The organism is Alteromonas sp. KUL42, assembly GCF_006538325.1.
Lineage (GTDB): Bacteria > Pseudomonadota > Gammaproteobacteria > Enterobacterales > Alteromonadaceae > Alteromonas.
In genome coordinates this window covers 1-23,315 of sequence record NZ_BJKK01000028.1, presented here as the reverse complement: position 1 = coordinate 23,315, position 23,315 = coordinate 1, and the positions used below count along the sequence as shown (strand labels likewise).

Sequence of the window (23,315 nt, the reverse complement as noted above, 5' to 3'; positions counted from 1 at the left end):
TCAAGAGGAAGTGGTTTGCGCGACCTCAATAAGATTGAATGCCGTGCTTTTATCACCTTCCACTAAAACCCTGCATTGCCCCCAGCTCTCTGGAATTTTCCACACATGATCTTCGGCAACGGTAAATTTCTCGCGATGCGTATCACAGCGCACTTCAACGGTATCAAGGTCACCTTGAATATTGTCAAACGCGAATTGATTTCTTACTAGTGTGTGAAACCAGTTACCTCGCTTGTCGATTGTCACTGTAACTTTGATAGCGTCATCAGAGTTGATATGGTCTCGAATTTTAGTAACAAGTGGCGCAATTTCATCTATACGCTGTTGCTGACCTTCCATTTCATTTAAGCGATCATAGTAGCTTAATGCATCAGCGTACAAGCCAAACTGACTAGCTAGGATCACCATTCTTTGATGCACAAATGCAATGTGATCATCACCAAAGACGTCGTATTTCTTTTCATCACCCTTGTTGCTTGGGAGCATACGCGCAAAACTATCTAGCTCTCGCTGCCAATCTTCAAGCCCACTGGCAATATTTGCGTCCATGTTCCAAAGCCATGCGTTTTCATATCGGTTTAAATTATCTTTTTCGTGTAGACGCTGAAGCGCGGCATCAGCTTCTACATAATTGCCTTGCTGATAAATACTATCAACGTCTTTGTAAGCGCTAATAAACCGGCCAGAGGCGCCTCGACGCCCACCCATCATAAAGTCCATTTGCACAGCTTGGTGACATTGCTGGGTAGGTTTACCGTCTTTCATTGCAGGCTCAAATGTCCAACGCTTAATGGCACTTAACGCCTTGCGCTTAAATGCTCTACTTCCGCTATAGTCGCTAATAACTGGGTCTTGAACATGACCCTCTTCGTCAATAACATAACTCATCTTAACCCAGCCTTCTTGGCCACGGCGCGCAGCTTCTATTGGGTAATCTGGGGCTTGGCGTTCAATGGCCTTTGCTGGTTGAAACGCGGTAATGCGTTTTACTTCGTCAGCAGCAGTAGCGGCTTTAACTTTTTCTTCCACTTCATCACAGGGCAACGACAATTCTTGCGCATTTACATGGCTAGATACCGACATAGTGGTAAGGAGAAGCACGGGAGCTAGAGCTCGACAAAAAGCGCGGTTACGCATTTTTAGACAAAGGCGTGGAGAGTTTTTCATGGTTTATCTTCCCTAACAAATAACGGCGAGGCATTCACTTACCCGCCGATGTAATTATTGTTACTAAATTAGCGCTTTTTGCTTTGCTGTTCAAACGAAGCATCGGGCACGTTCTTAATCATCATTTGCTCTTTGCGCTTAGTCATCATTTTTGCCAAACGTCGCATACTTACTGTGGTGTCTTTTTCATCGACAATATCCACACCTAGTAACCGTTCAAGTAAGTCTTCCAACGTCAGAACGCCTTCCAACCCACCGTATTCATCAACCACTAGCAACATGTGAACATGCTTATTGATGAAGTGGTCGAAGGTTACTGATAAGGGCATGGTATTTAACACCGTCACCATATTTTTGGCATATTCAGACAATGGCTTATCGGTATTACCCCGAGCTTGTGCCACCAGCAAATCTGAACGCATTACGAACCCTGTTATATTCTCAGAGTCGTTGTCTTCGTAAACCGGAATACGAGAAAACTCAATATTCGCATGTTTGTGAAAAAAGCTTTCAACAGTGAGTTGTTCAGACACTGAAAACAAGGCCGTTCTATGCGTTATCGCATCTTTTACTTTGAGCTCGTGTAAACTCAATAGGCTTTGTAAAAACGCGGCTTCATGATTAGCTAATTGCCCTTCTTGGCCGGATAATTCAGCCATGGCATGTAATTCACTTCTGCTTAAGCCTCTCAGTGGGCTGTCTTCTTTGAAACTGCGCGTGAGTAGCTCAGACATTTTTACGAAGGGCTTTAGGCAAAACGATAAGTACTTAAGGAAATATGCAGTAACGGGCGCGAGAGAACGCCAATAGGTCGCACCCAATGTCTTGGGAATTATCTCAGAGAACACCAAAATGAGTAATGTAAGTACGGCAGAAATAACCCCTAAATACGCTTCGCCAAAAACTGATGCCGCTTGTGCGCCTGCGCCAGCAGCGCCCATGGTGTGAGCAATGGTATTGAGGGTTAATATGGCCGACAAGGGCGTATTAATATTGTCAGTCTGTGCGCGTAGTAGTTGCCCGCTGGGCTTACCTTCTTTTTCTAGTACCGATATATAAGCTGACGATACGCTTAATATCACCGCCTCCGCAATTGAGCACAAAAAAGAAAAGCCCAATGCAATAAAGACGTACACAATCAGTAATAACATGTATATTTTCCAGGGTGTTCAAGGTTGGCTAGCATAGCCTCTTAAAAATGAGGTATGTGCACATTTAAAAAGTAGCAAACCTTAAATTAGTCAATGTTTTAAACGTTAAAACGCAATAGTCTATTATGAGTAACCTTGTATCAGATACAAGGGCACCCACACTTTAATTTCAGTCACAGCAGGTTGATTGAGTGTCACTTTGACGGCGCTTTAACCATTTCTGAACACCCAGTCTCACCATGGCAGCAGCAAGTATACATGCACTTAGACCGTATAGAACCTGTGCATCAGCGCCGTGCTCATGTAGATGACTTTGCGTTTTTATTAAGCTTTCAAGTGAGAAAGCTGACACTAAATAATTGAGTAGATATCCAAAACCCACGCTGGCTGATATGACACTAAATAAATATAAAACAAGGGTTTTCGAACCCATTTCTTGTTTTATCATACCCATAGTAGATATGTTGGTTGCAGGCCCTGCCATAAGGAATACCAAAATAGCCCCAGGAGACAACCCGGCCGCAAGAAAGCCAACTGCAATTGGCGTAGATGCCGTTGCACAAATGTACATAGGTATGCCAACAACGGCCATCACAAGCATTGCAACAAGACCATCTCCCCATTGCGTTAGAAAATCAGTTGGCACCCATGTTTTTATAGCAGCAGCTAAAAGTAAGCCAATGAGTAGCCATACAACAATATCTTCTAACAATTTACCGCTGGCATACTTAATAACATCAACAGCTTTTGATGATAGCGAGGCTGTAGGCTTTTCCCTGTTTTCTTTTGGTTCGCTGTGTTCTTTTGAACAGCAGCTCTTCGCTTCAATTTTGGGTGGCGCACTATGACTACCACAACATGAACTGGCTTGTGTTTGATTTGAAAATTCAGATGAGATTTGTTCTTTAGCGTCGAAAATACGCACCATTACGCCTGCATAGATGGCGCTGATCACTGCAGTAATTGGTCTTACTACTGCGTACAGTGGCCCAAGTAATGCGTAGGATACTGAAACACTGTCAACACCCGTTTCAGGCGTTGATACAAGAAAGGAAATAGTGGACGGTTTGGATGCGCCGCTTCGGCGCAAACCAAGTGCCGCAGGAATAACCCCACAAGAACACAGAGGTAGCGGTGCGCCAATGACAGCTGCTTTGCTAATTGAACCAAGGGATGCACTGCCCATATGTTTTTCAAGAAACGAAACGGGTACAAGTTCGTGCATAATCCCTGCGACTAATAAACCAAGTAGAAGCCAAGGCGCAGACTCGATAAATAATGCTAAGAAGTTTTGGCCTAATAAAATGATATCTGACATACAACCCCAGTATTACACTTGCTTGATTTGGAACCACCAAACCTGTGCAACCAAGCCTAGTCACAAAGCCTGCCAGTTACAATAACTGAGCAACTTCTATGCGGATTGGTATTAATTCATGCTGTTCATATTTTCATAGTAACAGAAATACAACAACTTCGGTTATTCATAATGTTTATCGCAGTGGAAGACGTTTTATACCAGTCCGCACAGATAATTGGCATAAAAAAGGCCAGTAAAAACTTACTGGCCGAATGTTGACTGTCTCGACAATTTGACTTTAAACCACGAGGTCAACCATGAAAAACTTAGCCTTGCTTTTCTTTTTTGAGCTTTGATACCACTGAAAACGCTTCAAGCATCACTAGTACAGACACTACCAGTACTACGGCATCTAGGAATACCAGTAGGTAGTTTTCAGCAAGGTAGTATTCTTTAAGTTTGATTAGACCGGCGAAAAACGCCATGATCAAAACAAACACCATAGGTATAAGGGTATATTTTGCTGGGCGTCCTAGCTTAATTAACATTACCGAGATAACAAGCAAAGTAAGGCTTGCTAATATCTGGTTAGTCGACCCAAATAGCGGCCAAATGATCATGCCACCACTACCAGACGCACCACCTGCACCAAAGGCAAGAAGCAAACAGCAAGCTACTGCAACTAAGGTTGCCACCACCCCGTTTTTAAGTGCACCAATAGCGTAAATATCCCCCCACTCTTGAATAATGTAGCGCTGAAGACGAACACCAGAATCCATGGTTGTTCCCGCAAACAGTACAACCATAACGGCTAGAATTGTTGAAGAGAAATCGACAGGCAGCCCCCAGCCTTGCTGGATAAGGTTCGCACCGCCGGTAATAAATGCCCCAACGCTTCCCGCGCCCAAATGGCTGTACACTTCATGCCATTCTTCTGGTGATGCAGCAAAGGCAACACCGCTCACTGCAACAATGGTAATAAGGGCAAGTGAGCCTTCACCAATTGCGCCCAAGTAGCCCACAAAACGAGCATCGCTTTCTTTATCAAGTTGCTTCGAGCTTGTACCCGATGACACAATACCGTGGAAACCAGAAACCGCACCACACGCAATAGTTACAAACAGCAATGGAATTAAGCTAGGAGAATCTACAGCGGTTTGCATATTGAACGCAGGAGCTGTGATGTCTGGCATGGCAAAAAACACCGCTCCATAAAGTAGGAAAAGACCAACAAGTAGCTGCATGCCATTAATAAAGTCACGAGGTTGTAGCAACATCCAAACCGGTAACAATGAAGCAATCGCAGCATAGATAAATAGGATAATGATCCAGTTTGCTTTGTCTGCTAAACCAAACATGGTTTCAGGTAGGCTCAACGGTATATAGCTACCTGCGTAGACCGACGCGTACAGCACAACAATACCCACAATACACAATGGGATAAGGCTGAAATTGCGCTTAAGTAGTTGACCAATGACCAATGCGACAGCAATTGCCATCCATGCGGGAAAAACGGCGTTTGGCTGCGAAACGAAAGAATTCGCAATTACCACGCCGAATACCGCGTTAACCATAAGCAACACAAGGAAGATGACAATCATGAACAAAGCGCGTGAGCGCTTGCCAATTACGCTTTCAGACAGGGCTCCCATCGACTTACCTTTGTGACGAGCACTTGCCCATAACGCGCCCATGTCATGAACACCAGCAAATAAAATGGTACCGAAAACCACCCACAAAACAGCGGGCACCCAACCCCAGTAAACGGCAATAGCAGGCCCAACAATTGGCGCGGCTCCCGCTACTGAAGTGAAATGGTGCCCCCACAGTACCACTTTATTCGTTGGCACGTAGTCAACGCCATCTTGCTGTGTGTGCGCTGGGGTTACGAAACTATCATCCAATTTGAAAATACGGCTTGCTATAAATTTTGAATAGACAAACCAACCGAACATCATTCCGATGATGCCCAGAATTACAATGGCAATAGACTGCATACTGTCGTCCTATTTTGTGTATTTTCTTTAAACACTACACCAGTTTATAGTGAAAAAAGGTCGTACCTGCAAAGCGCAAACCCATGGTGTGGTGTTTACAATTTTACAAACTACGTTTTGAATGGCGTACTAGGCGAGTTGCGCTTTACGGCACACGTTGTGTTATTACTTCGAATTTAGAAAATTCGCGCGGCGTATTAGAACACGAATAAGATGCACCCTCACAAGCATTAGACTAAAGTCTAATAGTGAGAGAAAAGTGAAAATAACGAGTCACTTCTACACAAAGCGGTAGCGAAAACGACGGCTTTACTTAAAACCTCTAATACAAGTCTCGATGATAACGCCCTTGCTCATGTAGTTGCTCGTAACGTCCCTCGCCTAGAATTGATTTTAATATTTCATCTACCCCTTTCCCCATTCCGGTGAAATCGCCGCACACATACACATGCCCTTCACTGCCTATGAATGCGTTAACCTGCTTCGAATACTGCTGAAGTAAATGCTGTACATATCCGCCGTTTTCATCTCGTGAAAAGATGGTCGACTTTTTATGTAAACACGCGGCCTGATGAAAAGGCGACAGCGTTATGTCTAGTACATCATCAAACTCGGCATGTCGCTCACCGTAAAATACCCAAACCGGGCCTGCGTTTTGAAGTGAAGCGCGCTTTGCTAACTGCGCTCGAACACCCGCAATACCACTTCCCGCAGCAATAAGAATAAGAGGGCATTGCGTGTCACTTATATAAGCACTTTCATTTTTGCGAATAGTACCCGATATAGAGTCGGCTAGCTTTGAAGAATGTGTCAACAAACCGGACCCAAGCCCGAGTGTTCCATCTTCTTTAACCACCTGCCTTACAACAAGCTTGATATCTCCCTCGGACGTAACAGACGCAATGGTATAACTGCGCGTTGCAGTCTCTCGCCCGACGTTATCCTCTGCGTTTGTATTTTGTTGAGAAGCGGGTATGTGTACTTCTAAAATGTCGCCCGCCTCCCACAAACTGTCATCTACCCATGAAGTCGCAGTCTGCGCTTTTTGAATACCCAAAGACAAGGCATAGAGTCCTCTCCCACCGCTTGCCAAAGTTTGGTTTACCGTGTTTAAGCATGTGCGCTTATTAACGGTTAGTACAAGCGATGTTTCTGTATTTTTACTGGGTAGATTATCAAGTAGCGATAGGTGTTCGCCTTTGCTGGAGTCTAAGGTCATTAATGGTGAGGCGGCCTTGCCGCCCAATTGGTTAAGACCATCGAATAAGCTGACAGCAAAAGCGCAGAATGACGTGTATTGCCTGTCACCTAACCCTACCACCTCAAATGAGAGGTGAGACAAAGGCAGAACACTTTGTGAATAGGCCTTTTTTAAAATACTGCTAAATTTTCGCCCTGCGTCAGGTGGCTCGCCTTCACCGTAAGTACTAACAACAAAGATTGCCTTAGATACATGCGATAACGTATCGAGCTTTAAGTCGCTCATCGACACTACTGAAGTAGTCTCCATATCTGCCAAAGCGGCGGCTTTTGCCCGTGCAACTTTCTCGGCTGTGCCCGTTTGGCTGGCATAAACAACGAGCGTTGCATGTTCAGATACATCAAGATTGCTCGCTTTTCGCTGTTTGAAAAGCAACACCGCTACCCATAGTAAGTAAAGGCTTATACTCAATAACGCTAGGAATAAACGGTGTGTCTCTGTCATGATATTAAAGCAACTTCAATCAGATAGATCTTAGAGTGGAAGTACTTCAACAGTACCTGAGTAGCTGCCATTACGCGAAGTAGCAGGCTTCTTGGCTTTGTCATCTTGATAGCTTATCTCGATGAAATACATGCCCGCTTGTGGCCAAGTTACTTCGATTACACCATTCTCATCTGAAACAACAACAATGGTTTCTTGATCGTTTCTGTAACGCATACCACCTCGTACAATTTCTGCTTCAGCGCCCACAGCAGGTTTACCATCAATCAGTAACTTGAATGTGGCAGTTTCAGTAGCGAATAAATCGTTGGGGTGAGTAACCGGAATTAATTCTAAACCCTCATTGGTAGGTGCAAATACATCCATTGAAGGGGCACCAAGTGTAACGAAGGTTTCAACGCGGCGAGAGCTTTGCATCACGCGAAGATCAGTTGCCTTTTTCGGCACCGCGGTGTTGAATTCTTCTGGCTTGTACTGTTCACCACGACCAGGCCACATTTTGCGATTCCCATCTTCGTCACGCCAAAATGCACGAATGCCACTGCTGGCTGAAGCTACTTTGTAGGTCCCTTCTTTATTCAATTTCAAATCAAACGTTGTACGATATCTACCACGCGCAATATTCTCAACATCAACTACTTTACCGTCAGGAGATGTGACCACCAAATTACTGGTATTCATGGCGAAATGATCGGGATGAAAAATGGTATTTGAAATAGCAGCATCAAAGGTTACATACGCATTTTCACCAGACAACACTGTTGAACTTGGTAAAAGCCATGCACGGTGAGCACTTGCTGAGAATGACACGGTGAGAGATGCAGCGAGAGCAGCTACTGACATTTTTGCTAATAATCTTTTCATAATTTCCTCTTAGTGAGCGCTTGTTGAATGCGTTGACAATGAAATTTCGAGTCTCATTTAGTCTTCAAGACGCATTGCAACACGTCCAAGTTCTGACTTTCCTATCTTTTCAATAGGTAGGCTGTTAGCTGATAACGGAAGTGCAAAAGGTAAGGAAAGCACTTCTCTACCACCCACTTCACGTGACGCTTCTACGCGTAAGGTGTATTCGCCATCAGGCAAATTTGCCAGCGCTGTATTAAGTTGTGTGTCGAGGGTGTAATCGCCCGGTCCTTTCGTTGCACTTGTTAGACCGTCATAGGGCAAGTCTAAGCTTCGACCACCGCGGCGCCACCATTGTCGAAGATCCTTAAGCCATTCTTTACCTTTGTCCTCACGCATTTCTACGTCATACCAAACCGCCACTTGTGTGGCTTTGCGCTTGTTGTCTTCTATCCATACCGCAAGGTAGGGTTTGTGATACTCAGCCACATTGAGCTGTGGCAATGTAACGTCCAATGCTATTTTACTCGACATTTGGTCCGCAGCTTGAGTAGCGCCTGCAAACAACGCTAAACCCCAAAAAGCAGATGTGAATATTGAACCTTTTTTTACTTTCATCTAAACACTCCTTGATTGGTCCTCGGCTAAGGCGCACAACCATTAACCTCTCGCAACTAACTCTGCACTAGTGCACAAATATTAAAATGATAACAAAGGGGACGAGTACACCGAGTGCGGTGACTGGCCATGTAGACACGCGATTTTTTGAATGACGCATTAGCAATTGCAGCCCTGTCACACTAAAAATAATGCAAGCCACTGCAAAAATATCGATGAACCAACGCCATATATCGCCTGTATTACGACCTTTATGCAGGTCGTTAAAATATGATATCCAACCTCTATCAACACTTTCGTAGGTCACGGTTGCAAGTTCCGCATCAACTGCAATCCAGCTATCAGCACCTGGTCCAGGCCAGGCTGCATAAAACTCTATCCCATCCCACTCACCTGAGACTGAAGAAGGCACTGCAATACTTTTGTCTTCTTGCATAAAGGCTACAAGAGCACTAGGAATTTGGATTTCTCCCTCATCCAATAGTAAAAGCTGATCGACTAAGGCCTCTGGCAATTGAGATTCGGCGGTGGTGACTACTCTATTCGCGGGAATGTCTGCCGCATGGTTCAAGGTGATCCCCGTCAGCGCAAAGAGCATCATGCCCACGAGGCAAATGGCCCCACTGATCCAATGCCATTGCCTAATTCCGCCCAATGAAAAGCTCATACGTTTTCTTATTTCTCAGGTGTTCTAATTTAATTTTACGCGCCAGATGATACAGATATTTACACACTTTTCAATGCAAATGAGAGTTATTCTCATTTTAAAGAAATGAGCTAACCTCTTTTTAGTAAGCCTTTATTAAATGCATTTTTAGTAAGAAATTAGCGCGTACTTACCTTTAGAGTTAGTTCACAAAAGACCAATAGGCCTTAAAGTGTATTGGTTACTAAGCTTTCTAGTGTTCGAATGTTGTTGAGTAAGTCAGTACGCGAGGGGAACGCTCTATATACGTTGCGAAGTATCTCCAGCGCTTGGTGATATTGGCGTTGCTCTAGGGCAACTTGCACCCGCCCTAACATCGCTTGCTGTTTAATATCCTCAAATGCTTCCGCGCGTAAATACATCATCTTAGCGCGTTCAATTTTGTGCTGTTTTTGATATAGTTTTGCCAGCGCCAACAACGCTTCGCCATTGTCTGGCATGCGCTCAATAGCGTGAGTAAGCAATGCGATAGCCGACTCGTTCTTCCCTTTATTTATCGCCACTTTCGCTTGTAACACGTTAATAGATGCCATCTGTAACGGACTGAGCGCATTTCTGTACTCTTCAGCTGCCTTTGTGAGCCGTTCCAATTCACCCCACTGCTGTTGATTCGCTAAATATGACGCTATGGTTTTAAAGGCTTCAAAACCTTCGCTACTTTTATCTGTTAAAAAGGAAGCAATATTCTCAACAAGAATATCTGATGCACGCCGTAAACTGCCGTCTGATGCGTGCAGCTTAGCGATGGAGATCAAATTGGACAGTGAGCTATCACCCAGTGACATTGCCGCTTCAAGGCTACTCAATGCTTTTGTTACCTTGCCCTGCTTTAGTGCTATATGGCCACGCTGCAACCAAAGTTGTTTATTGTTCTCGTCATTTAATAGCATTTCACTCAGTAAGCTTTCAGCTTGAGCAAGCGCGTTAGTTTCGATCAGCGCAAATAGTAATCCTTGATACCATTGTGTATTGTCAGGCTCTAACATGAGTGCATTTTGGTATGCGCTTATCGCTGACATAGGCTTGCCAAGCTGCAAATTGGCATAGGCAAGTTGACCAAATATTTGCGCATCTTGAATACCTAATTCAACACATCGAGTAAGGTGCTTTCGCGCGATATCTTGCTCTCCTGTCATTAAGTAAACCATGCTTAAACTTCTGTTTACGGATGGCGAACTAGGCATACTTTCCAGCGCATCTAATAGCACCTTTTCAGCCAATACATATTTCTCTTCGTTTAACAAAACTTGACCGTAAAGTGCTTTTAGACGCGGGCTAAGGGTTGAGATTTCACGGGCATTAAATGCATTGATAACCAAGCTATATTTACCCGCTTGTAAATCTGACTGAATTTGACGAACAAATTCTCTATCGTCGACGGACATATGCACTTCGCGTTCAGCATACTCGCTTTGACGCAATACAAAATGCCAATCAGGCGCTTGGAGTTCCACAACTATCTCCGCCGCTACAGGCAAAGAAAATACGGTTAACACATTAACGATTATGCTGAAAATGCCTACTACGGCACTTGTTCTCAAATTAATCACCTTAATAAACTCCTTGCCTTTAACGACTATGCCTCAATCACTACTGGCCAGATGAAACGGGCTTTTACCACTTCATCTTCTCTGTGAGGTGATGTGAACTTACTGGCATGAACAAGGCGCCTAATTTCGTTATTCAGCTCGTGATGCGGGTTTTCAACTATATCCAAAAGCTTCACATCACCCGCTTCATCAATCATTACATCCAATTTAACGACAACGCGTGTTATACCTTGCTTTTTAAGACGCTTAGGAAAACGAACTTTCACTGGCGTAAGCAGTGTAGGGGTTGAATCAAGATCAGTGAGACCAAAAGCGTCAAGCTCAATATCGGGAATATCCCACTGCTGATTTGTTACACTCAAAGTAGGCATTTCGGGCTTTGTAATACGAATATCAGGGCGCACAGAAAGTTCATTCATGGCAATTGCAAAGCCGTCGCCCTCAACTTGTATGGGTACCTCCGTTTCCTGCACAACGCGTTGCGCTTTAGGTGGAGGAGGTGGCGGTGGCGATATGGCAATATTTATCTCGCGGATTTCCACCTTATCAAGCTGTGCATGTGACAACATATTGCCCAACCACATCACGCCAACGACACCGAGTAGTACAACACTACTCAACGCTCCGCTACTAAAAACATGCGTTAAACCTTGTTTCATATTTGTCACTTTCGTTTCAACTTACTCATATCGTTTTAGACTGGTATTTCTGTCTACTTAAGGCTTGCGCGTAGCAATATTGACGGTGGCAGCCCCCGCCAGCTTTGCTTCATCAATGACTTCCACTAGTACTTCAGAGCGCACTGCTTTATCCACTTGGATCACCACGGGGCGCGGCTCTTTCATTAGTAATTGTTCAACCGTTGAGCGCACACCATTAACACCAATGTTGGCGTTGTCGTACATAACGTCGTTGGTTTGTGTAATTGCCAGCATGATGGCCATTTGGTCGAGCTTTTGTGCGGATATAGCTTGGGGCTTGTCTACTTCCACGCCAGTTTCTTTAACAAACACAGTGGAAACAATGAAGAAAATAAGCAGAATAAAAACCACGTCAAGCAGCGGTGACATGTCGATGCCTTTCACTTCATGAGACTCAAGACGACGCTGCAAACGACTTACCATGATTTGGCCTCCCTCGCTATTGTTCGTTTTACGGCACTGCTAGCGCCCATTAGCATTAACCACCCAGGTACTGCTAATACAAGACCCAATTGAGTGGTAAATAGCGCATCAGCAATTCCACCTGTAACGACTTGGCTATCAACACCTTGTGTCATCATGCCGCTAAAGCTAACTTGTAAGCTCGATATCGTCCCTAACAGCCCCATCAAAGGAAGCGCGCCGACTAGCACCGAAGGTAGCATTTCACGTTTGGTATGTTCTTTTTCACTATCTGGCACACCGGCGATCTGTTGCCTTGTGCTAAATAGCGTGAAAATTTGTTGATAAGCAAACCATGCGACAACAAGCATAAACCAGCAAAGTGTGTTGTCAGTTAACTGCTCGAGCATTTAATAGCCCCCTCTTGGTGCTGTACATCACGGTGAGTGAGTTCACATTGATCATTACTTAATACCAAAGCAAAGCTTTCTAACTCATCGTAATATTGGCGTGACTTTCTCGATAGCACTGCGTTTAAGATTAACGCTGGAATAGCTACAACAAGGCCTAATTCAGTAGTAACCAGTGCTTTTGCAATGCCGCCAGAAATAACTTCGGGATCACTCGCACCAAATGCCGTCATCATTCTGAATGTCTCAATCATTCCACTAACTGTGCCTAATAAACCCAGTAGTGGAGCAACTGCCGCAGTAACTGCAATTGTCCCGTTGTATTTTTCGAGTTTGATTTTGTCTTGCTGTAATTGAGAGAACAATTCATCATCACACTGCGCAGATGTTTCAGCGTGTTTGGCAATGTGATACAGGGCATGCTGCATTCCCTCGAAGCTATTATCAGAGCAACTTCCCAAACTACCGGATTCAGTGCTACCGTTTATGCTTTCCATAGCCTTACCTGACACCACCCGTTTCACACGTGGCAAACGCCATAATTGAACGACTTTAAACAGCGCAATAAGGGCAGAAACGACGCCAAATATCACGATAGGAATAACCCAAACGCCGCCTTTTATTACATGCTCAACCATACCGTCGGACGCTTGCTGTCTGGTTGTAGCGCGCCCTAGGGTTGGGTCTAGTTTGATCAATCCGTGTCTGTCGTTTGCTAAGGTTCTTAGATTATCGATTTCATGAAGGTCAAAAGTCGAAATTGACGAAAGAAGGCCATTTTTGATAGCAGCGATACCCGCGATATTACTGTCTTGCGACAGGTACCATGTAATAGGGCCCAGTGACAGAGTTTGTGCATTTTCGATTGTGCCGTTTTCAAGCACAACCTGCCCTTGAGTAAAGTGGGGTACTTGTTGATTAGCATGATATTGAGCTTGTTCACCCACTTTTTGCACTTTCTCCAAAATGGTTAGCTGCTGCAGTGATACACGCTCTTCACCACTTTGAAGCAAAAAGCGGTCTAACAGGTTTAGTTGGTATTCATGCTGCTCTTGCCAGCTTGATAGTCGCGTTTCCAGTTGTGATAAACTCAAAGTGCGTTCATCCATCTTCCTGCGCATCACTGCGGTTTCATTACGTAGGCGCAGTACTTGCTGCTCTAGCATGCGCACCTCATTGGCTAGCGCACCCCGTACTTTACTGATCTTGTTTTCTGTGCGCTCAAGACGCTGCTTTGCTTCGTTTATGTTTGCCACCATGGTATCGATTGGCGCCGCAGCTGAAGCACTGCCTAGTGACCATGAATAAGAGAGCATAAGAAAGATTGAAAACAAAAGACGTGACTTCATCAATTTGCCCCTTCAGAAAGTATCAAAGGCAACAGCACAAAATCGGGTTCGCGCATCTTTTCGAACATTGCGATAGCACGTAATATGTCATCTTGGCTTTCAAACTCACTAAACTGCCACTGCCATTCCCCTTCGAAGCTTGATCCCGTGCCTTGATAGAGGCCGTCGGGGCTGGTAAACCATGCATAGCCGCTGCCTGCATAAAATTGTTTTACGAGCACCTCTTTACCGTCAGGCGTTGGTATTACGGCTTGGTTAACTGATAACTTACTATTGAATTGCTGCAACGCAGAAAGCTTTGCCAAAACCACTTGTAGTACGTTTGAAGTATTGCTATCAGGTGTTTGTGCTGCTTGCTCTTTATCCCAGGTTTGACGCAGTAAATCGGGTAATAATGCATATAGGCTATCGACTTGACTTATTACCCCTGAAAGCGTGTGCTCCAATTCATTTTGTTGTGTTTCTAGCTCACTTTGCTGAGACAGCAGTATGTCTCGCTGCGCTTCAACATCGGTAGAAGTCGATTGGTTTTCATTAATTATGGTTTGAAGTTGAGCACGCTCATCGGTTAATAACTGAATACGTTGTCGTAATACAGGTTCAGTTTCCCGCCACTCGTTCTCGAGTTTTTGTGTTTGACGCTCGATACTCAGCCACTGTTCAGTGAGTTTATCTATTTCTTCTATTTGGGGCTGAGCAGATGCCAAACTTGTCATTAACACTAACAGCGATAGCGCAAGCAGAAACATAAATGTAAGCGTATGCCTTTTAGCTACCATTCAATCCCCTCTTTCATTTTTGTCACCAGATAAATAGCCATCAATACTTGATACTCGGCTGAACACTATAACGAGAACGTGTGACCGATCTAAAATATGCTAATGAAAACCATTATCATTTGCAATTAATAATTTAAAAATGAGGTTTGAAACTAAAGGGAATTACGGATCGTGTAGTCACCGTTAACTATGGCGTTGAAAAAATGCAGACACCCCATCATATACCACTAGCGATTCAGGGGTATTGTAGGCAATAAGATATTCTGCGTGTGATAAGCCTTCTACTATTTCCAGATGCGTTGTACCTTGGTTGTCTCGAATGCTTCGATTGACTCGAATGGCATCGCTTAAGAGCAAATCGCGCGTACCCGACACGATAAAACAAGGTGGAAAGCCCCCAAAACTTCCATAAATAGGCGATATTTGTGGGTCGGGTAACGGAATAGTACCCGCATAAAGCGCAGCCGCAGCCCGCAATTCACCATGGTAAGTCACTAAGATCCGATCAAATCCCTCATTGGTTTGGCGACTGTCCCCTGTATTGGTCAAATCTGCCCAAGGGCTTCCAATATAAGCCGCTTGAGGTAGTTGAAGGTTCTGGCGTATCAAGGACTGAATAAGCGCTATGGTTAAACCACCGCCAGCAGACGTGCCGCCAATGAAAATATTTTTACTATTTTCTTGAGACAAGAAAGCGCGATAGACCGCCTCAATATCGCGAAGCCCAAAGGGCGCAGGAAATGCAGGTGGCATGCGATAGTCAATACTGTAAACCACAATACCCAGTCTTGCGGCAATTAAGATGCCTTCATCAATACTTGAAAGACCGCCATAGTACACAAAGGCACCACCGTGAATATCCAGATAGACATGGTCTTTAAACCTATCACTCAATACTGGAGGGGTAAGTTTTCGTACAGATACGCCTTCTACTCTCATTAACTCCATGGTTATACTGAACTGCTTGCGCATTTGTTTTACTCGCTTTTTATGCTGAGCATTGCGCTTTTGTATGCTTTCAAGCCACTCACCAATATCTTTAGGCCATGAGGATTTGACTTCTTGTACAGTAAGAGATGGAAATGTTTCCCCGAAATGCTTCAACGCATCGCTTATGGTTTGCCGAGGTGAGGAAGGATCAGTGGACATAGTGTATTATTCGCCTTTTACGATAGGTAGCAGGGTGAATCATAGCGCTTTTTGGCATAAGGATATTGGTAAATTTTACGCACAGACTTGCAGGCAGTCTCGGTGGCGAGCGTCTATGTGATTGACTAGTGATCAAATCAGTTACAAGGTTCAGTAGAACCCACTACAAGCTCTGTTATGCTGAATCAATGAATCTGAACGCTGTTATCTATGTGAGAGAACTCTGTCATTAGCCTTAGCCAAATTGGAATGAACAAATAGGGCGCTAATGCGCTGAATAAACGCTAATATAATCAATAAGGACATTTAGAATGAGACGCACATTGACACTTAAGCTTATTTCAATATTTGCAATTGGCTTAGCCGCATCTGCATGGGCAGAAACTAACCATTCTCATTCCACATCTGTGTGGAAAGTATCAAAGGCTGGAGATGCTGTGTATATCGGCGGAACAGTTCATATTCTTCCCATTTCAGAGTTTCCCCTACCGAATGTATTTACTGATGTTTACCAAAATAGCGACACTATTGTACTTGAAGCTGACTTGCCTGAACCCACTGATTTAGCCGCTCAGCAAAAAATGCTGGCCGCTATGACTTATGGCAATGGAAAGACGCTTAAAGACGAATTATCAAGTGAAACCTACTCGGCACTTAATCAATATTTAGGGGCATTTGGATCGTCCGCCGACCAAATAGCGGGGTTCAAACCAGGCCTAATCGCCACTATGTTGGTAACGATGGAAGCACAACGCAATCAGCTAGCAGGTGAAGGGGTTGATGCTTATTTTACGCAACTTGCTAAACGCGACGGTAAGCCTCGTGAGTTCTTAGAGTCTCTCGAGTTTCAAGTTAATATGCTAGCGCAAATGGGTGAAGGCGAAGAAGACCGATTTATTGCTGAGACATTAGCAACGCTTCCAGAGTTGAAAGAGATGCTACAAAGCACCATCAAGGCTTGGCGTGTTGGTGATACCACTAAGCTTAACGAATTAATTATTGATACCTTCAAACGAGAATCTCCTGCTTCATTTGACGAGGTGTTCATTAAGAGAAATCAAAACTGGGTACCAAAAATAGAATCCATGTTTGGAGATGATGACAAAGAGTTTGTATTGGTTGGAACAGGCCACCTTGTTGGCCAAAGCAATGTACTGGCACTCTTAGAAGAAAAGGGTTATCTCGTCGAGCAGTTATAAAAAAAGAGGCTAACAGTTCCCTGATAGCCCCAAAAGTCCAGTTTGCAATACACGTTTACAATGTATTGGTCAGGTTTAACCCTGACCAGTACATATTCAAGTATTAGCATCCACTTTAAAAGCGCACTGTGATTAACGGTAAGTATTGTGTGACAAAGGCGCATTAATACAGTTTTAGCTTTTTTATGGTGACTTTCTGTATGTGAACAAGTATGGAATTTATAAATAAAAATGCCCCAGCGATATAACGCTGAGGCATGCTTTGACGTATTTTAAAACGTGAGCAATTAGAATCTAGCTCTTACACCCACATAGAACTCTTGGCCAATTGGATCATAAGTTCCTGCATTCGTTTCGGTACCAGTATCACTACCAGTTACACCAGTTAAGATGCGTGGTGGCTCTTTATCAAAGAGGTTGTCCACACCGCCGTATACCTCAACAATATCTGTCAACTGATAGCTGGCTTGAAGGTCTACATAGGTGACTGAGCTAATGCCCACGGCGCCAGCATCAAGACCAAAGCCTGCTAAAAATTGATCATCGAAGTCGGCAGAACCAATGTAAGTCAAGCGTGTGACAATATTGAAGTCATCGTAGCGGTAGCCTAAGTTAAAGAAGGCTTTGTGCTCTGACGTACCAATTTCACCAACAAAGGGATCTGCGTCAGCACCCGGTAATGGCACGGTCTCACCATCAATCAAATAGGTATAGGCCAAACGGGCATTAATATGACCACCTAGTAAATCAGCCCCGTACGTTGCGGTTAAGTCAACGCCTTCTAATATCTCACCACCACTGTTAGACACAGCACTATCGATAAACTCAAGCGAGCCTGCACTATTGTTACCCACATCTGTAGGGCGACGTGTTACAAAGTCACAGAACGACTCATCACCTCCGCCATAACACTGGTCTAATATAAACTGACGCGGTGTTGATACGATGGCGTCCTCGATTTCAATATCAAAGTAATCGAGTGTAAAGCTGAAGTCTTCAAGCACTGAAATATTTTGAGGGGTATACACCACTCCAACAGTAGTCGATTTACCCACTTCCTCTGTTACATTTGGATTTCCTCGGTTAAAACCGCTAATACCTTGGATATCCGATTGGGTAAGCGTAAACTCTCCATTAGCAGCAACATTCGCTGCAACCCCTGGATCAGCCAAACAGCGTGCACTGGTGTTGGCAACACAGGGGTCAATTATACCTGGTGGAAAAGTCTGACTGTCCGGCTGGAATAGTTCATCAATATTCGGAGCACGGGTTGATTGAGCTTGAATAACACGGAAGCGAAGCTGATCGTTGACCGCATAATCAAAACCCACGTTCCAACTAGTGGTATTTCCAACTGTCGAGTAGTCAGACGCCCTGATTGCCGCTTTTACGTTGAAGCCTTCAAATACGGGAACGTTGGTTTCAACATAAAATTCGGTTACGTCAAACTCCCCTTGAGTTGCAGGAATAGCATTGCCACCATTTAACCCAGCTTGTTGTAACGCATCGAATTCACTACGCGAGAACTCTTCGCGGTATTCGAAACCAAATGCAACACCTAATGGACCTGCTGGCAAATCAAATAATTCACCCGCTAAGTTAGCACCAATAATTTCTTGTGTTACTTCTGTTGATAACAATGCAGGTGCAGTGACATAAGCAGCAGCCTCAGGCGATATTGAATTAAAGCCGTAAATATCGATAGGGACACAACCAAAACTACGTGCCGTATCATCTAAACACACCGCCTCATCAGTAATACCATCGCCGTCTAGGTCATTCACATCAGTGATAGACTCAAGCGCATAACGGAAGTTCTGTACGTTAACTAAACCCCGTGAGACCTGTGCTTCTTTTGTTTGCCCGTAGGCATAGAACGCATCGTAATACCAGCCGTCAAACAGCTCACCATCCATGCCAACTAATATTCTGAATGTATCACGTTCAGCGGTGTTTCCTCGGTTACCTATATCTTGAAGGCGTTTAGCAAAAAATATGTCCCGAGCTCCATCGCCATTTTCATCCACAGCAGAGTTGAGAATATCTTCAGGTATAAATGGGTTTGCTACCATTTGGCCGTCTACTAAAAACTCTACTGGGACGAAGCCATCTGCATAAATATCGTCTGAAGAAAACGGGAACGGCTCAAGCTCAGATGTAGTTGAAGAGTTTGAATAAGTCCCCTCAAAAAACATGCGATGATTGTCATTGAGTTCATATTTTCCATTCAGTGCCATCATGTAGCGTTCTGTTGGGATTGCAATGGTTCTGTAATTCGAACGGTTAAAACCATCTGGACCTATCGTGCCATTACCGTTTGTGGAAAATCCCTCTTGTAAGTTGCCATTTTGATCAAATGTATACCGTATGTCACCTGCATCAAATCGACCTTGTGGTGGAAACGAGGAGAAGAATGGGCTAGAAGCTTCAAAAATACTATCTGGGTCAACACCTGCTTCTAAGTCTTCAAAGTAAATTCCTGAGAGCTGATCCACCGCTGAACGTGCACGGTCCCGCGAGAACACTGCACCTTGGTCAGTATAAGAAAGGTGAGCCATAATGCTGCTGCGACCATCCGACGACTGGCTGCCAGTTGTTAAAGAGAACTGTCGCTCTTGCGCATCACCTTCTTTTGATTCACCGTACTGAGACTGAAATTCAAGGCCGTCAAATTCATCTTTCATCACGATATTTACTACACCAGCTACCGCGTCAGAGCCGTATACAGCAGAAGCACCACCGGTAAGGATTTCAACGCGCTCAATAAACTGTGTAGGAATGGTGTTTAAGTCGACAGCAGAGCTGCCTGGAACACCTGATACATAACGTCGGCCATTTACCAGAACAAGGGTTCTTGCTGTGCCCAAATCACGAAGGTCAATAGTGGATACACCAGCACTGGCAGTTTGAAAGTTTGAGTTTGTACGACTTATCGCTGGTGTACCAAAAGCTGGGTTTTCAAGAAGAAGGTCTTGAATATTGGCCACACCTGAAGCTTGAATATCACCGGCGTCAATAATTTGTAAAGGTGAAGCCGAAGCAAGTTCGGCTGATTTTATACGCGAACCAGTTACGGCGATTTTCTCGATAGCTGCTTCGTCGTTTTGGTTTTCTTGCGCTGAAACTTGCACTGTCGCAAGTGTTGTGCAAGCTGCACTTAAAAGCAATGACGCTTTTACCGCGCTTGCCAGTTTTGTTTTTATATACATTGTTGTCTCCCTGGGAAACGTTACTTATGTCGTAACATTTCATTTTTATGTGTTGGTAATAGCAGGCGCTATTGGGAGCTAAATTAGGGAGATTAAAGACTTTACTCTAGCGCTATTACGCAAACAGAGGGCACACAGTGACGAAAGTACAAAACAGTGTGACCAAGCACAAAGCAAAACCCTTTTGATAAGAAGCAAAATAGAAGATAACGACACATTCATCAAAAATAACATCAAATTGTGATTAAATCGTTACATTTCAACATGCTTTCCTTATTGACTATTCAATAGTCAAAATGGTCTCATTGTATACCATTTGAACTAAATTTTAGCGGTACGAAAACGTTAACGTACTGTTTTAGGAAAACTGAACTAGGAAATAAGTTGCGTGGTTGAGGACATCAAGATACACCTTCCAAACAAGTATTTCTGGCTTATAGCAACATTTACTTGGCTGGCTGCGCTGAGTATTACCACACATATTCAGTATTCGGCGTTACTGCATACAGAGCATAGTACAAATTGGTCTCGTACCTGGGTGCTACTTAGCCCTTGGTTTTTAAACTGGATATGGGTTTCTGCAGCCATTTTTGCCATTACATCTTTTATAGAAAAAAACGCGCTTTAGTCCCATAGAACAGCTGATTTTTCATGCTCTAGCCTGCATTTTACTTTTGCTGAGCTACGCTGTCACATCTACCTTTATGCGCGGTGTTTTAGTAAATAGGACACTAGATGGCAATATGACGGCACTGGTTAAAGTTCTAACTGGTAGTTTGCACATGGATCTTTTTATTTACTGTGCAACGCTCAGCCTGGCTTTTGGTACACGCTTGTACATGAGACAGATAGAAGATCGTATCGAAGTTAGACAGTTGCAAGTTCAACTCATTCAAGAGCAGTTGAAAACCTTACGGACCCAACTCAACCCACACTTTCTTTTCAATGCGTTAAATACCATTGCTAGCTTAGTAAGATTGAAAAATGAAAATGAAGCTGTTGTAGCCCTTTCATCCTTGAGCGTGATGCTTCGAACTATTCTAGAAAATAAAAGCAATGACTGTGTAAAGGTGAAAGATGAAATTCACTTTATTGAAAGCTACCTTAAAATTCAAAAAATGCGCTTTGAAGACAAACTTGCCATTTCAATTGATGTGGATGAAGCATGTATGAGTTTACAAATTCCCACAATGATATTGCACCCACTTGTTGAAAATGCAGTACACCACGGCGCTCAGTCCGCTTCAAAAAGAAATCCGCTGCAATTAACAGTAAAAGTCATCGACGGCATGTTACATGTTAATTTAAGAAATGCGTTTAACCCAGTAAATACGCATGAAGGGCATGGCATTGGTGTCACTAATACTCGGGAGCGATTGTCCCGTATGTTCAACTATTTTCACTTTGAATTGCGTCAATCCGATAACGGAATTTTTGAAACCCATTTAGCGATACCTGCGGGAGAAATGGATGATTAAAGTATTAATAGCTGATGACGAAAGATTGGCTAGAGAGACAATTAAAATGTTACTCAATGAGCGTGACGAAATTATCGAAGTATGGGAAGCATCAACCGGTGAAGAGACCATTTCTCTTGCAACGGCAATGCAACCCGATATTGTATTTCTTGACATTGAGATGCCACAGAAAAACGGATTAGAGGTTGCTCAGTTATTACCACCACATTGCTTACTTGTATTTGTCACCGCGTTTAATCAACATGCGATAGAAGCCTTTGAACTTAATGCTGTTGATTACATATTAAAGCCATTTGATGATGACCGTTTCAAAAAGATGTTAGATAAAATTTACGACCGACTCGCGTCAAACAGCGCCTTAGGCTTGTCGCAAATAAAAGAAGTAATACGTCAAGCGACATTACAGTCAGAACACTATAAGGCCCGGCTGGTTGTGCGTGACCCTGGCCGAATTAGACTAATCGACGTGGCTAATATTTTGTATATCAGCGGTGCGGGCAATTATGCCGAGTTACACCTTGATGACGGTAGTGTAATACTGCATAGAGAAACCTTAACATCCCTAGAAACTCAGTTAGATCCAAACATGTTTTTACGGATCCACCGTTCGACAATAGTTAGACACAACGCTATTCGTGAACTAAACCCAACAGACAAAGGCGATTACAACGTGGTATTGCGAACCGGAGAAAGCGTAGTGCTATCTAGACGCAACCGAGACAAACTCGACTTGTTACTGAATTAATGCTTTGTGTTGTGCCAAAAGCACATATGGGTTTACCGCGCATTCCTCATCTCCCCAAATCTTTTTGTTATGGAGAATGCAAAGGGAGTGGAGCCCCATCCAAAACTCTCAGCAGCAAGGATGCTGATTGATGACGCCATGGATGGCTTTACGGCGTGTTTCAGAGGGCACAACACTCACGAACCAAACCACAGGCATAAAAAAACGCGCACCTAAGTGCGCTTTTTTGGATACTTGTGTTGCTAAGTCTAGATTAGTCTAGGATCTTAGATACAACACCAGCACCTACTGTACGACCACCTTCACGGATTGCGAAACGAAGACCTTCTTCCATCGCAATCGGAGCAATTAGCTCAACTTTGAATTTAAGGTTGTCACCAGGCATTACCATTTCTACGCCTTCTGGAAGCTCAACAGCACCAGTTACGTCAGTTGTACGGAAGTAGAACTGTGGACGGTAGCCTTTGAAGAATGGAGTATGACGGCCACCTTCATCTTTAGATAGTACGTAAACTTCTGCTTCGAAGTTTGTGTGTGGAGTGATTGAACCAGGCTTCGCTAGTACTTGACCACGCTCTACGTCATCACGCTTAGTACCACGTAGTAGTACACCAACGTTCTCACCAGCACGACCTTCGTCTAGAAGCTTACGGAACATTTCTACACCAGTACAAGTCGTCTTAGTTGTATCTTTGATACCAACGATTTCTACTTCTTCACCTACTTTAACGATACCTTGCTCAACACGACCAGTTACTACTGTACCACGGCCTGAGATTGAGAATACGTCTTCGATTGGAAGAATGAACGGCTTGTCGATTGCGCGCTCTGGCTCTGGGATGTATGAATCAAGT

At 43.9% G+C, this 23,315-nt stretch carries 20 protein-coding genes; 3 read left to right on the top strand and 17 right to left on the bottom strand.

Annotated elements, in window-relative coordinates; all coding sequences use genetic code 11:
- The 15 genes from EYR97_RS21155 to EYR97_RS21085 form a co-directional block, all read right to left on the bottom strand.
- A complete protein-coding gene (locus EYR97_RS21155) occupies window positions 1-1,167 on the bottom strand; it encodes an energy transducer TonB (protein ID WP_131095739.1) in 1,167 nt (388 codons plus the stop codon).
- Window positions 1,168-1,235: 68 nt separating this feature from the next.
- Window positions 1,236-2,318, bottom strand: a complete 1,083-nt coding sequence (locus EYR97_RS21150; RefSeq protein WP_131095738.1) for a CNNM domain-containing protein — start codon at window positions 2,316-2,318, stop codon at window positions 1,236-1,238.
- A 169-nt stretch (window positions 2,319-2,487) separates the two neighbouring features.
- Window positions 2,488-3,636: an SO_0444 family Cu/Zn efflux transporter gene (locus EYR97_RS21145; RefSeq protein ID WP_131095737.1), complete on the bottom strand. Its 1,149-nt coding sequence runs from the start codon at window positions 3,634-3,636 to the stop codon at window positions 2,488-2,490.
- A 308-nt stretch (window positions 3,637-3,944) separates the two neighbouring features.
- On the bottom strand, window positions 3,945-5,615 hold the full coding sequence (locus EYR97_RS21140) for a carbon starvation protein A (RefSeq protein ID WP_131095736.1): 1,671 nt from the start codon (window positions 5,613-5,615) through the stop codon (window positions 3,945-3,947).
- Between the two features lie 322 nt (window positions 5,616-5,937).
- Window positions 5,938-7,320 (bottom strand): NADPH cytochrome P450 oxidoreductase family protein, encoded by a 1,383-nt coding sequence (locus EYR97_RS21135; RefSeq protein WP_131095735.1) that lies wholly within the window; start codon window positions 7,318-7,320, stop codon window positions 5,938-5,940.
- Window positions 7,321-7,350: 30 nt separating this feature from the next.
- Complete coding sequence (locus EYR97_RS21130) at window positions 7,351-8,184, bottom strand: DUF4198 domain-containing protein (RefSeq protein ID WP_131095734.1); 834 nt, start codon at window positions 8,182-8,184, stop codon at window positions 7,351-7,353.
- 57 nt (window positions 8,185-8,241) lie between these two features.
- On the bottom strand, window positions 8,242-8,784 hold the full coding sequence (locus tag EYR97_RS21125) for a DUF2271 domain-containing protein (protein WP_131095733.1): 543 nt from the start codon (window positions 8,782-8,784) through the stop codon (window positions 8,242-8,244).
- Between the two features lie 67 nt (window positions 8,785-8,851).
- A complete protein-coding gene (locus EYR97_RS21120) occupies window positions 8,852-9,451 on the bottom strand; it encodes a PepSY-associated TM helix domain-containing protein (RefSeq protein WP_131095732.1) in 600 nt (199 codons plus the stop codon).
- A 206-nt stretch (window positions 9,452-9,657) separates the two neighbouring features.
- On the bottom strand, window positions 9,658-11,040 hold the full coding sequence (locus EYR97_RS21115; RefSeq protein WP_242635153.1) for a tetratricopeptide repeat protein: 1,383 nt from the start codon (window positions 11,038-11,040) through the stop codon (window positions 9,658-9,660).
- A 26-nt stretch (window positions 11,041-11,066) separates the two neighbouring features.
- Window positions 11,067-11,699 carry a hypothetical protein gene (locus tag EYR97_RS21110; protein ID WP_131095731.1) on the bottom strand — a complete coding sequence of 211 codons (633 nt, stop codon included), beginning with the start codon at window positions 11,697-11,699 and terminating at the stop codon, window positions 11,067-11,069.
- A 57-nt stretch (window positions 11,700-11,756) separates the two neighbouring features.
- A complete protein-coding gene (locus EYR97_RS21105) occupies window positions 11,757-12,164 on the bottom strand; it encodes a biopolymer transporter ExbD (RefSeq protein WP_131095730.1) in 408 nt (135 codons plus the stop codon).
- The gene (locus EYR97_RS21100) at window positions 12,158-12,553 is read right to left on the bottom strand and encodes a MotA/TolQ/ExbB proton channel family protein (RefSeq protein ID WP_131095729.1); all 396 of its coding nucleotides are present in this window, start codon (window positions 12,551-12,553) and stop codon (window positions 12,158-12,160) included. The genes EYR97_RS21105 and EYR97_RS21100 overlap by 7 nt, the downstream gene beginning before the upstream one ends.
- Window positions 12,538-13,869, bottom strand: coding sequence for a MotA/TolQ/ExbB proton channel family protein (locus EYR97_RS21095; RefSeq protein ID WP_404840980.1), 1,332 nt, complete (start codon window positions 13,867-13,869; stop codon window positions 12,538-12,540). The genes EYR97_RS21100 and EYR97_RS21095 overlap by 16 nt, the downstream gene beginning before the upstream one ends.
- Before the next feature lie 32 nt (window positions 13,870-13,901).
- Window positions 13,902-14,681 carry a DUF3450 family protein gene (locus EYR97_RS21090; RefSeq protein WP_242635152.1) on the bottom strand — a complete coding sequence of 260 codons (780 nt, stop codon included), beginning with the start codon at window positions 14,679-14,681 and terminating at the stop codon, window positions 13,902-13,904.
- 183 nt (window positions 14,682-14,864) lie between these two features.
- Entirely contained in the window at window positions 14,865-15,830 is a 966-nt protein-coding gene (locus EYR97_RS21085) for an alpha/beta hydrolase fold domain-containing protein (RefSeq protein ID WP_131095727.1), read from the bottom strand.
- Between the two features lie 311 nt (window positions 15,831-16,141).
- Here EYR97_RS21085 and EYR97_RS21080 point away from each other — a divergent pair, with 311 nt between their 5' ends.
- A complete protein-coding gene (locus EYR97_RS21080) occupies window positions 16,142-17,029 on the top strand; it encodes a TraB/GumN family protein (protein WP_131095726.1) in 888 nt (295 codons plus the stop codon).
- Between the two features lie 287 nt (window positions 17,030-17,316).
- On the opposite strand, the gene EYR97_RS21075 is transcribed toward EYR97_RS21080, so the two are convergent.
- Entirely contained in the window at window positions 17,317-20,238 is a 2,922-nt protein-coding gene (locus tag EYR97_RS21075; protein ID WP_131095725.1) for a TonB-dependent receptor domain-containing protein, read from the bottom strand.
- An 839-nt stretch (window positions 20,239-21,077) separates the two neighbouring features.
- Here EYR97_RS21075 and EYR97_RS21070 point away from each other — a divergent pair.
- Together EYR97_RS21070 and EYR97_RS21065 are read left to right on the top strand one after the other, a co-directional pair.
- Complete coding sequence (locus EYR97_RS21070) at window positions 21,078-21,716, top strand: sensor histidine kinase (RefSeq protein ID WP_181409159.1); 639 nt, start codon at window positions 21,078-21,080, stop codon at window positions 21,714-21,716.
- Window positions 21,709-22,461, top strand: coding sequence for a LytTR family DNA-binding domain-containing protein (locus EYR97_RS21065; protein WP_131095723.1), 753 nt, complete (start codon window positions 21,709-21,711; stop codon window positions 22,459-22,461). Before EYR97_RS21070 ends, EYR97_RS21065 begins: the two co-directional genes overlap by 8 nt.
- A gap of 253 nt (window positions 22,462-22,714) precedes the next feature.
- Here the strand turns inward: EYR97_RS21065 and EYR97_RS21060 are convergent.
- A partial coding sequence (locus EYR97_RS21060) for an EF-Tu/IF-2/RF-3 family GTPase (protein WP_242635054.1) occupies window positions 22,715-23,315 on the bottom strand: 601 nt, incomplete at its 5' end.

Excerpts from the sequence above, each read along its gene's own strand:
- EYR97_RS21090 (WP_242635152.1), bottom strand. The coding sequence starts at position 14,681 with ATGGTAGCTAAAAGGCATACGCTTACATTTATGTTTCTGCTTGCGCTA.
- EYR97_RS21095 (WP_404840980.1), bottom strand. The coding sequence starts at position 13,869 with ATGCTCTCTTATTCATGGTCACTAGGCAGTGCTTCAGCTGCGGCGCCA.
- EYR97_RS21105 (WP_131095730.1), bottom strand. The coding sequence starts at position 12,164 with ATGGTAAGTCGTTTGCAGCGTCGTCTTGAGTCTCATGAAGTGAAAGGC.
- EYR97_RS21145 (WP_131095737.1), bottom strand. The coding sequence starts at position 3,636 with ATGTCAGATATCATTTTATTAGGCCAAAACTTCTTAGCATTATTTATC.
- EYR97_RS21080 (WP_131095726.1), top strand. The coding sequence starts at position 16,142 with ATGAGACGCACATTGACACTTAAGCTTATTTCAATATTTGCAATTGGC.
- EYR97_RS21150 (WP_131095738.1), bottom strand. The coding sequence starts at position 2,318 with ATGTTATTACTGATTGTGTACGTCTTTATTGCATTGGGCTTTTCTTTT.
- EYR97_RS21140 (WP_131095736.1), bottom strand. The coding sequence starts at position 5,615 with ATGCAGTCTATTGCCATTGTAATTCTGGGCATCATCGGAATGATGTTC.
- EYR97_RS21075 (WP_131095725.1), bottom strand. The coding sequence starts at position 20,238 with ATGTATATAAAAACAAAACTGGCAAGCGCGGTAAAAGCGTCATTGCTT.
- EYR97_RS21125 (WP_131095733.1), bottom strand. The coding sequence starts at position 8,784 with ATGAAAGTAAAAAAAGGTTCAATATTCACATCTGCTTTTTGGGGTTTA.
- EYR97_RS21120 (WP_131095732.1), bottom strand. The coding sequence starts at position 9,451 with ATGAGCTTTTCATTGGGCGGAATTAGGCAATGGCATTGGATCAGTGGG.
- EYR97_RS21070 (WP_181409159.1), top strand. The coding sequence starts at position 21,078 with ATGAGACAGATAGAAGATCGTATCGAAGTTAGACAGTTGCAAGTTCAA.
- EYR97_RS21155 (WP_131095739.1), bottom strand. The coding sequence starts at position 1,167 with ATGAAAAACTCTCCACGCCTTTGTCTAAAAATGCGTAACCGCGCTTTT.
- EYR97_RS21065 (WP_131095723.1), top strand. The coding sequence starts at position 21,709 with ATGATTAAAGTATTAATAGCTGATGACGAAAGATTGGCTAGAGAGACA.
- EYR97_RS21135 (WP_131095735.1), bottom strand. The coding sequence starts at position 7,320 with ATGACAGAGACACACCGTTTATTCCTAGCGTTATTGAGTATAAGCCTT.
- EYR97_RS21130 (WP_131095734.1), bottom strand. The coding sequence starts at position 8,184 with ATGAAAAGATTATTAGCAAAAATGTCAGTAGCTGCTCTCGCTGCATCT.
- EYR97_RS21110 (WP_131095731.1), bottom strand. The coding sequence starts at position 11,699 with ATGAAACAAGGTTTAACGCATGTTTTTAGTAGCGGAGCGTTGAGTAGT.
- EYR97_RS21100 (WP_131095729.1), bottom strand. The coding sequence starts at position 12,553 with ATGCTCGAGCAGTTAACTGACAACACACTTTGCTGGTTTATGCTTGTT.
- EYR97_RS21085 (WP_131095727.1), bottom strand. The coding sequence starts at position 15,830 with ATGTCCACTGATCCTTCCTCACCTCGGCAAACCATAAGCGATGCGTTG.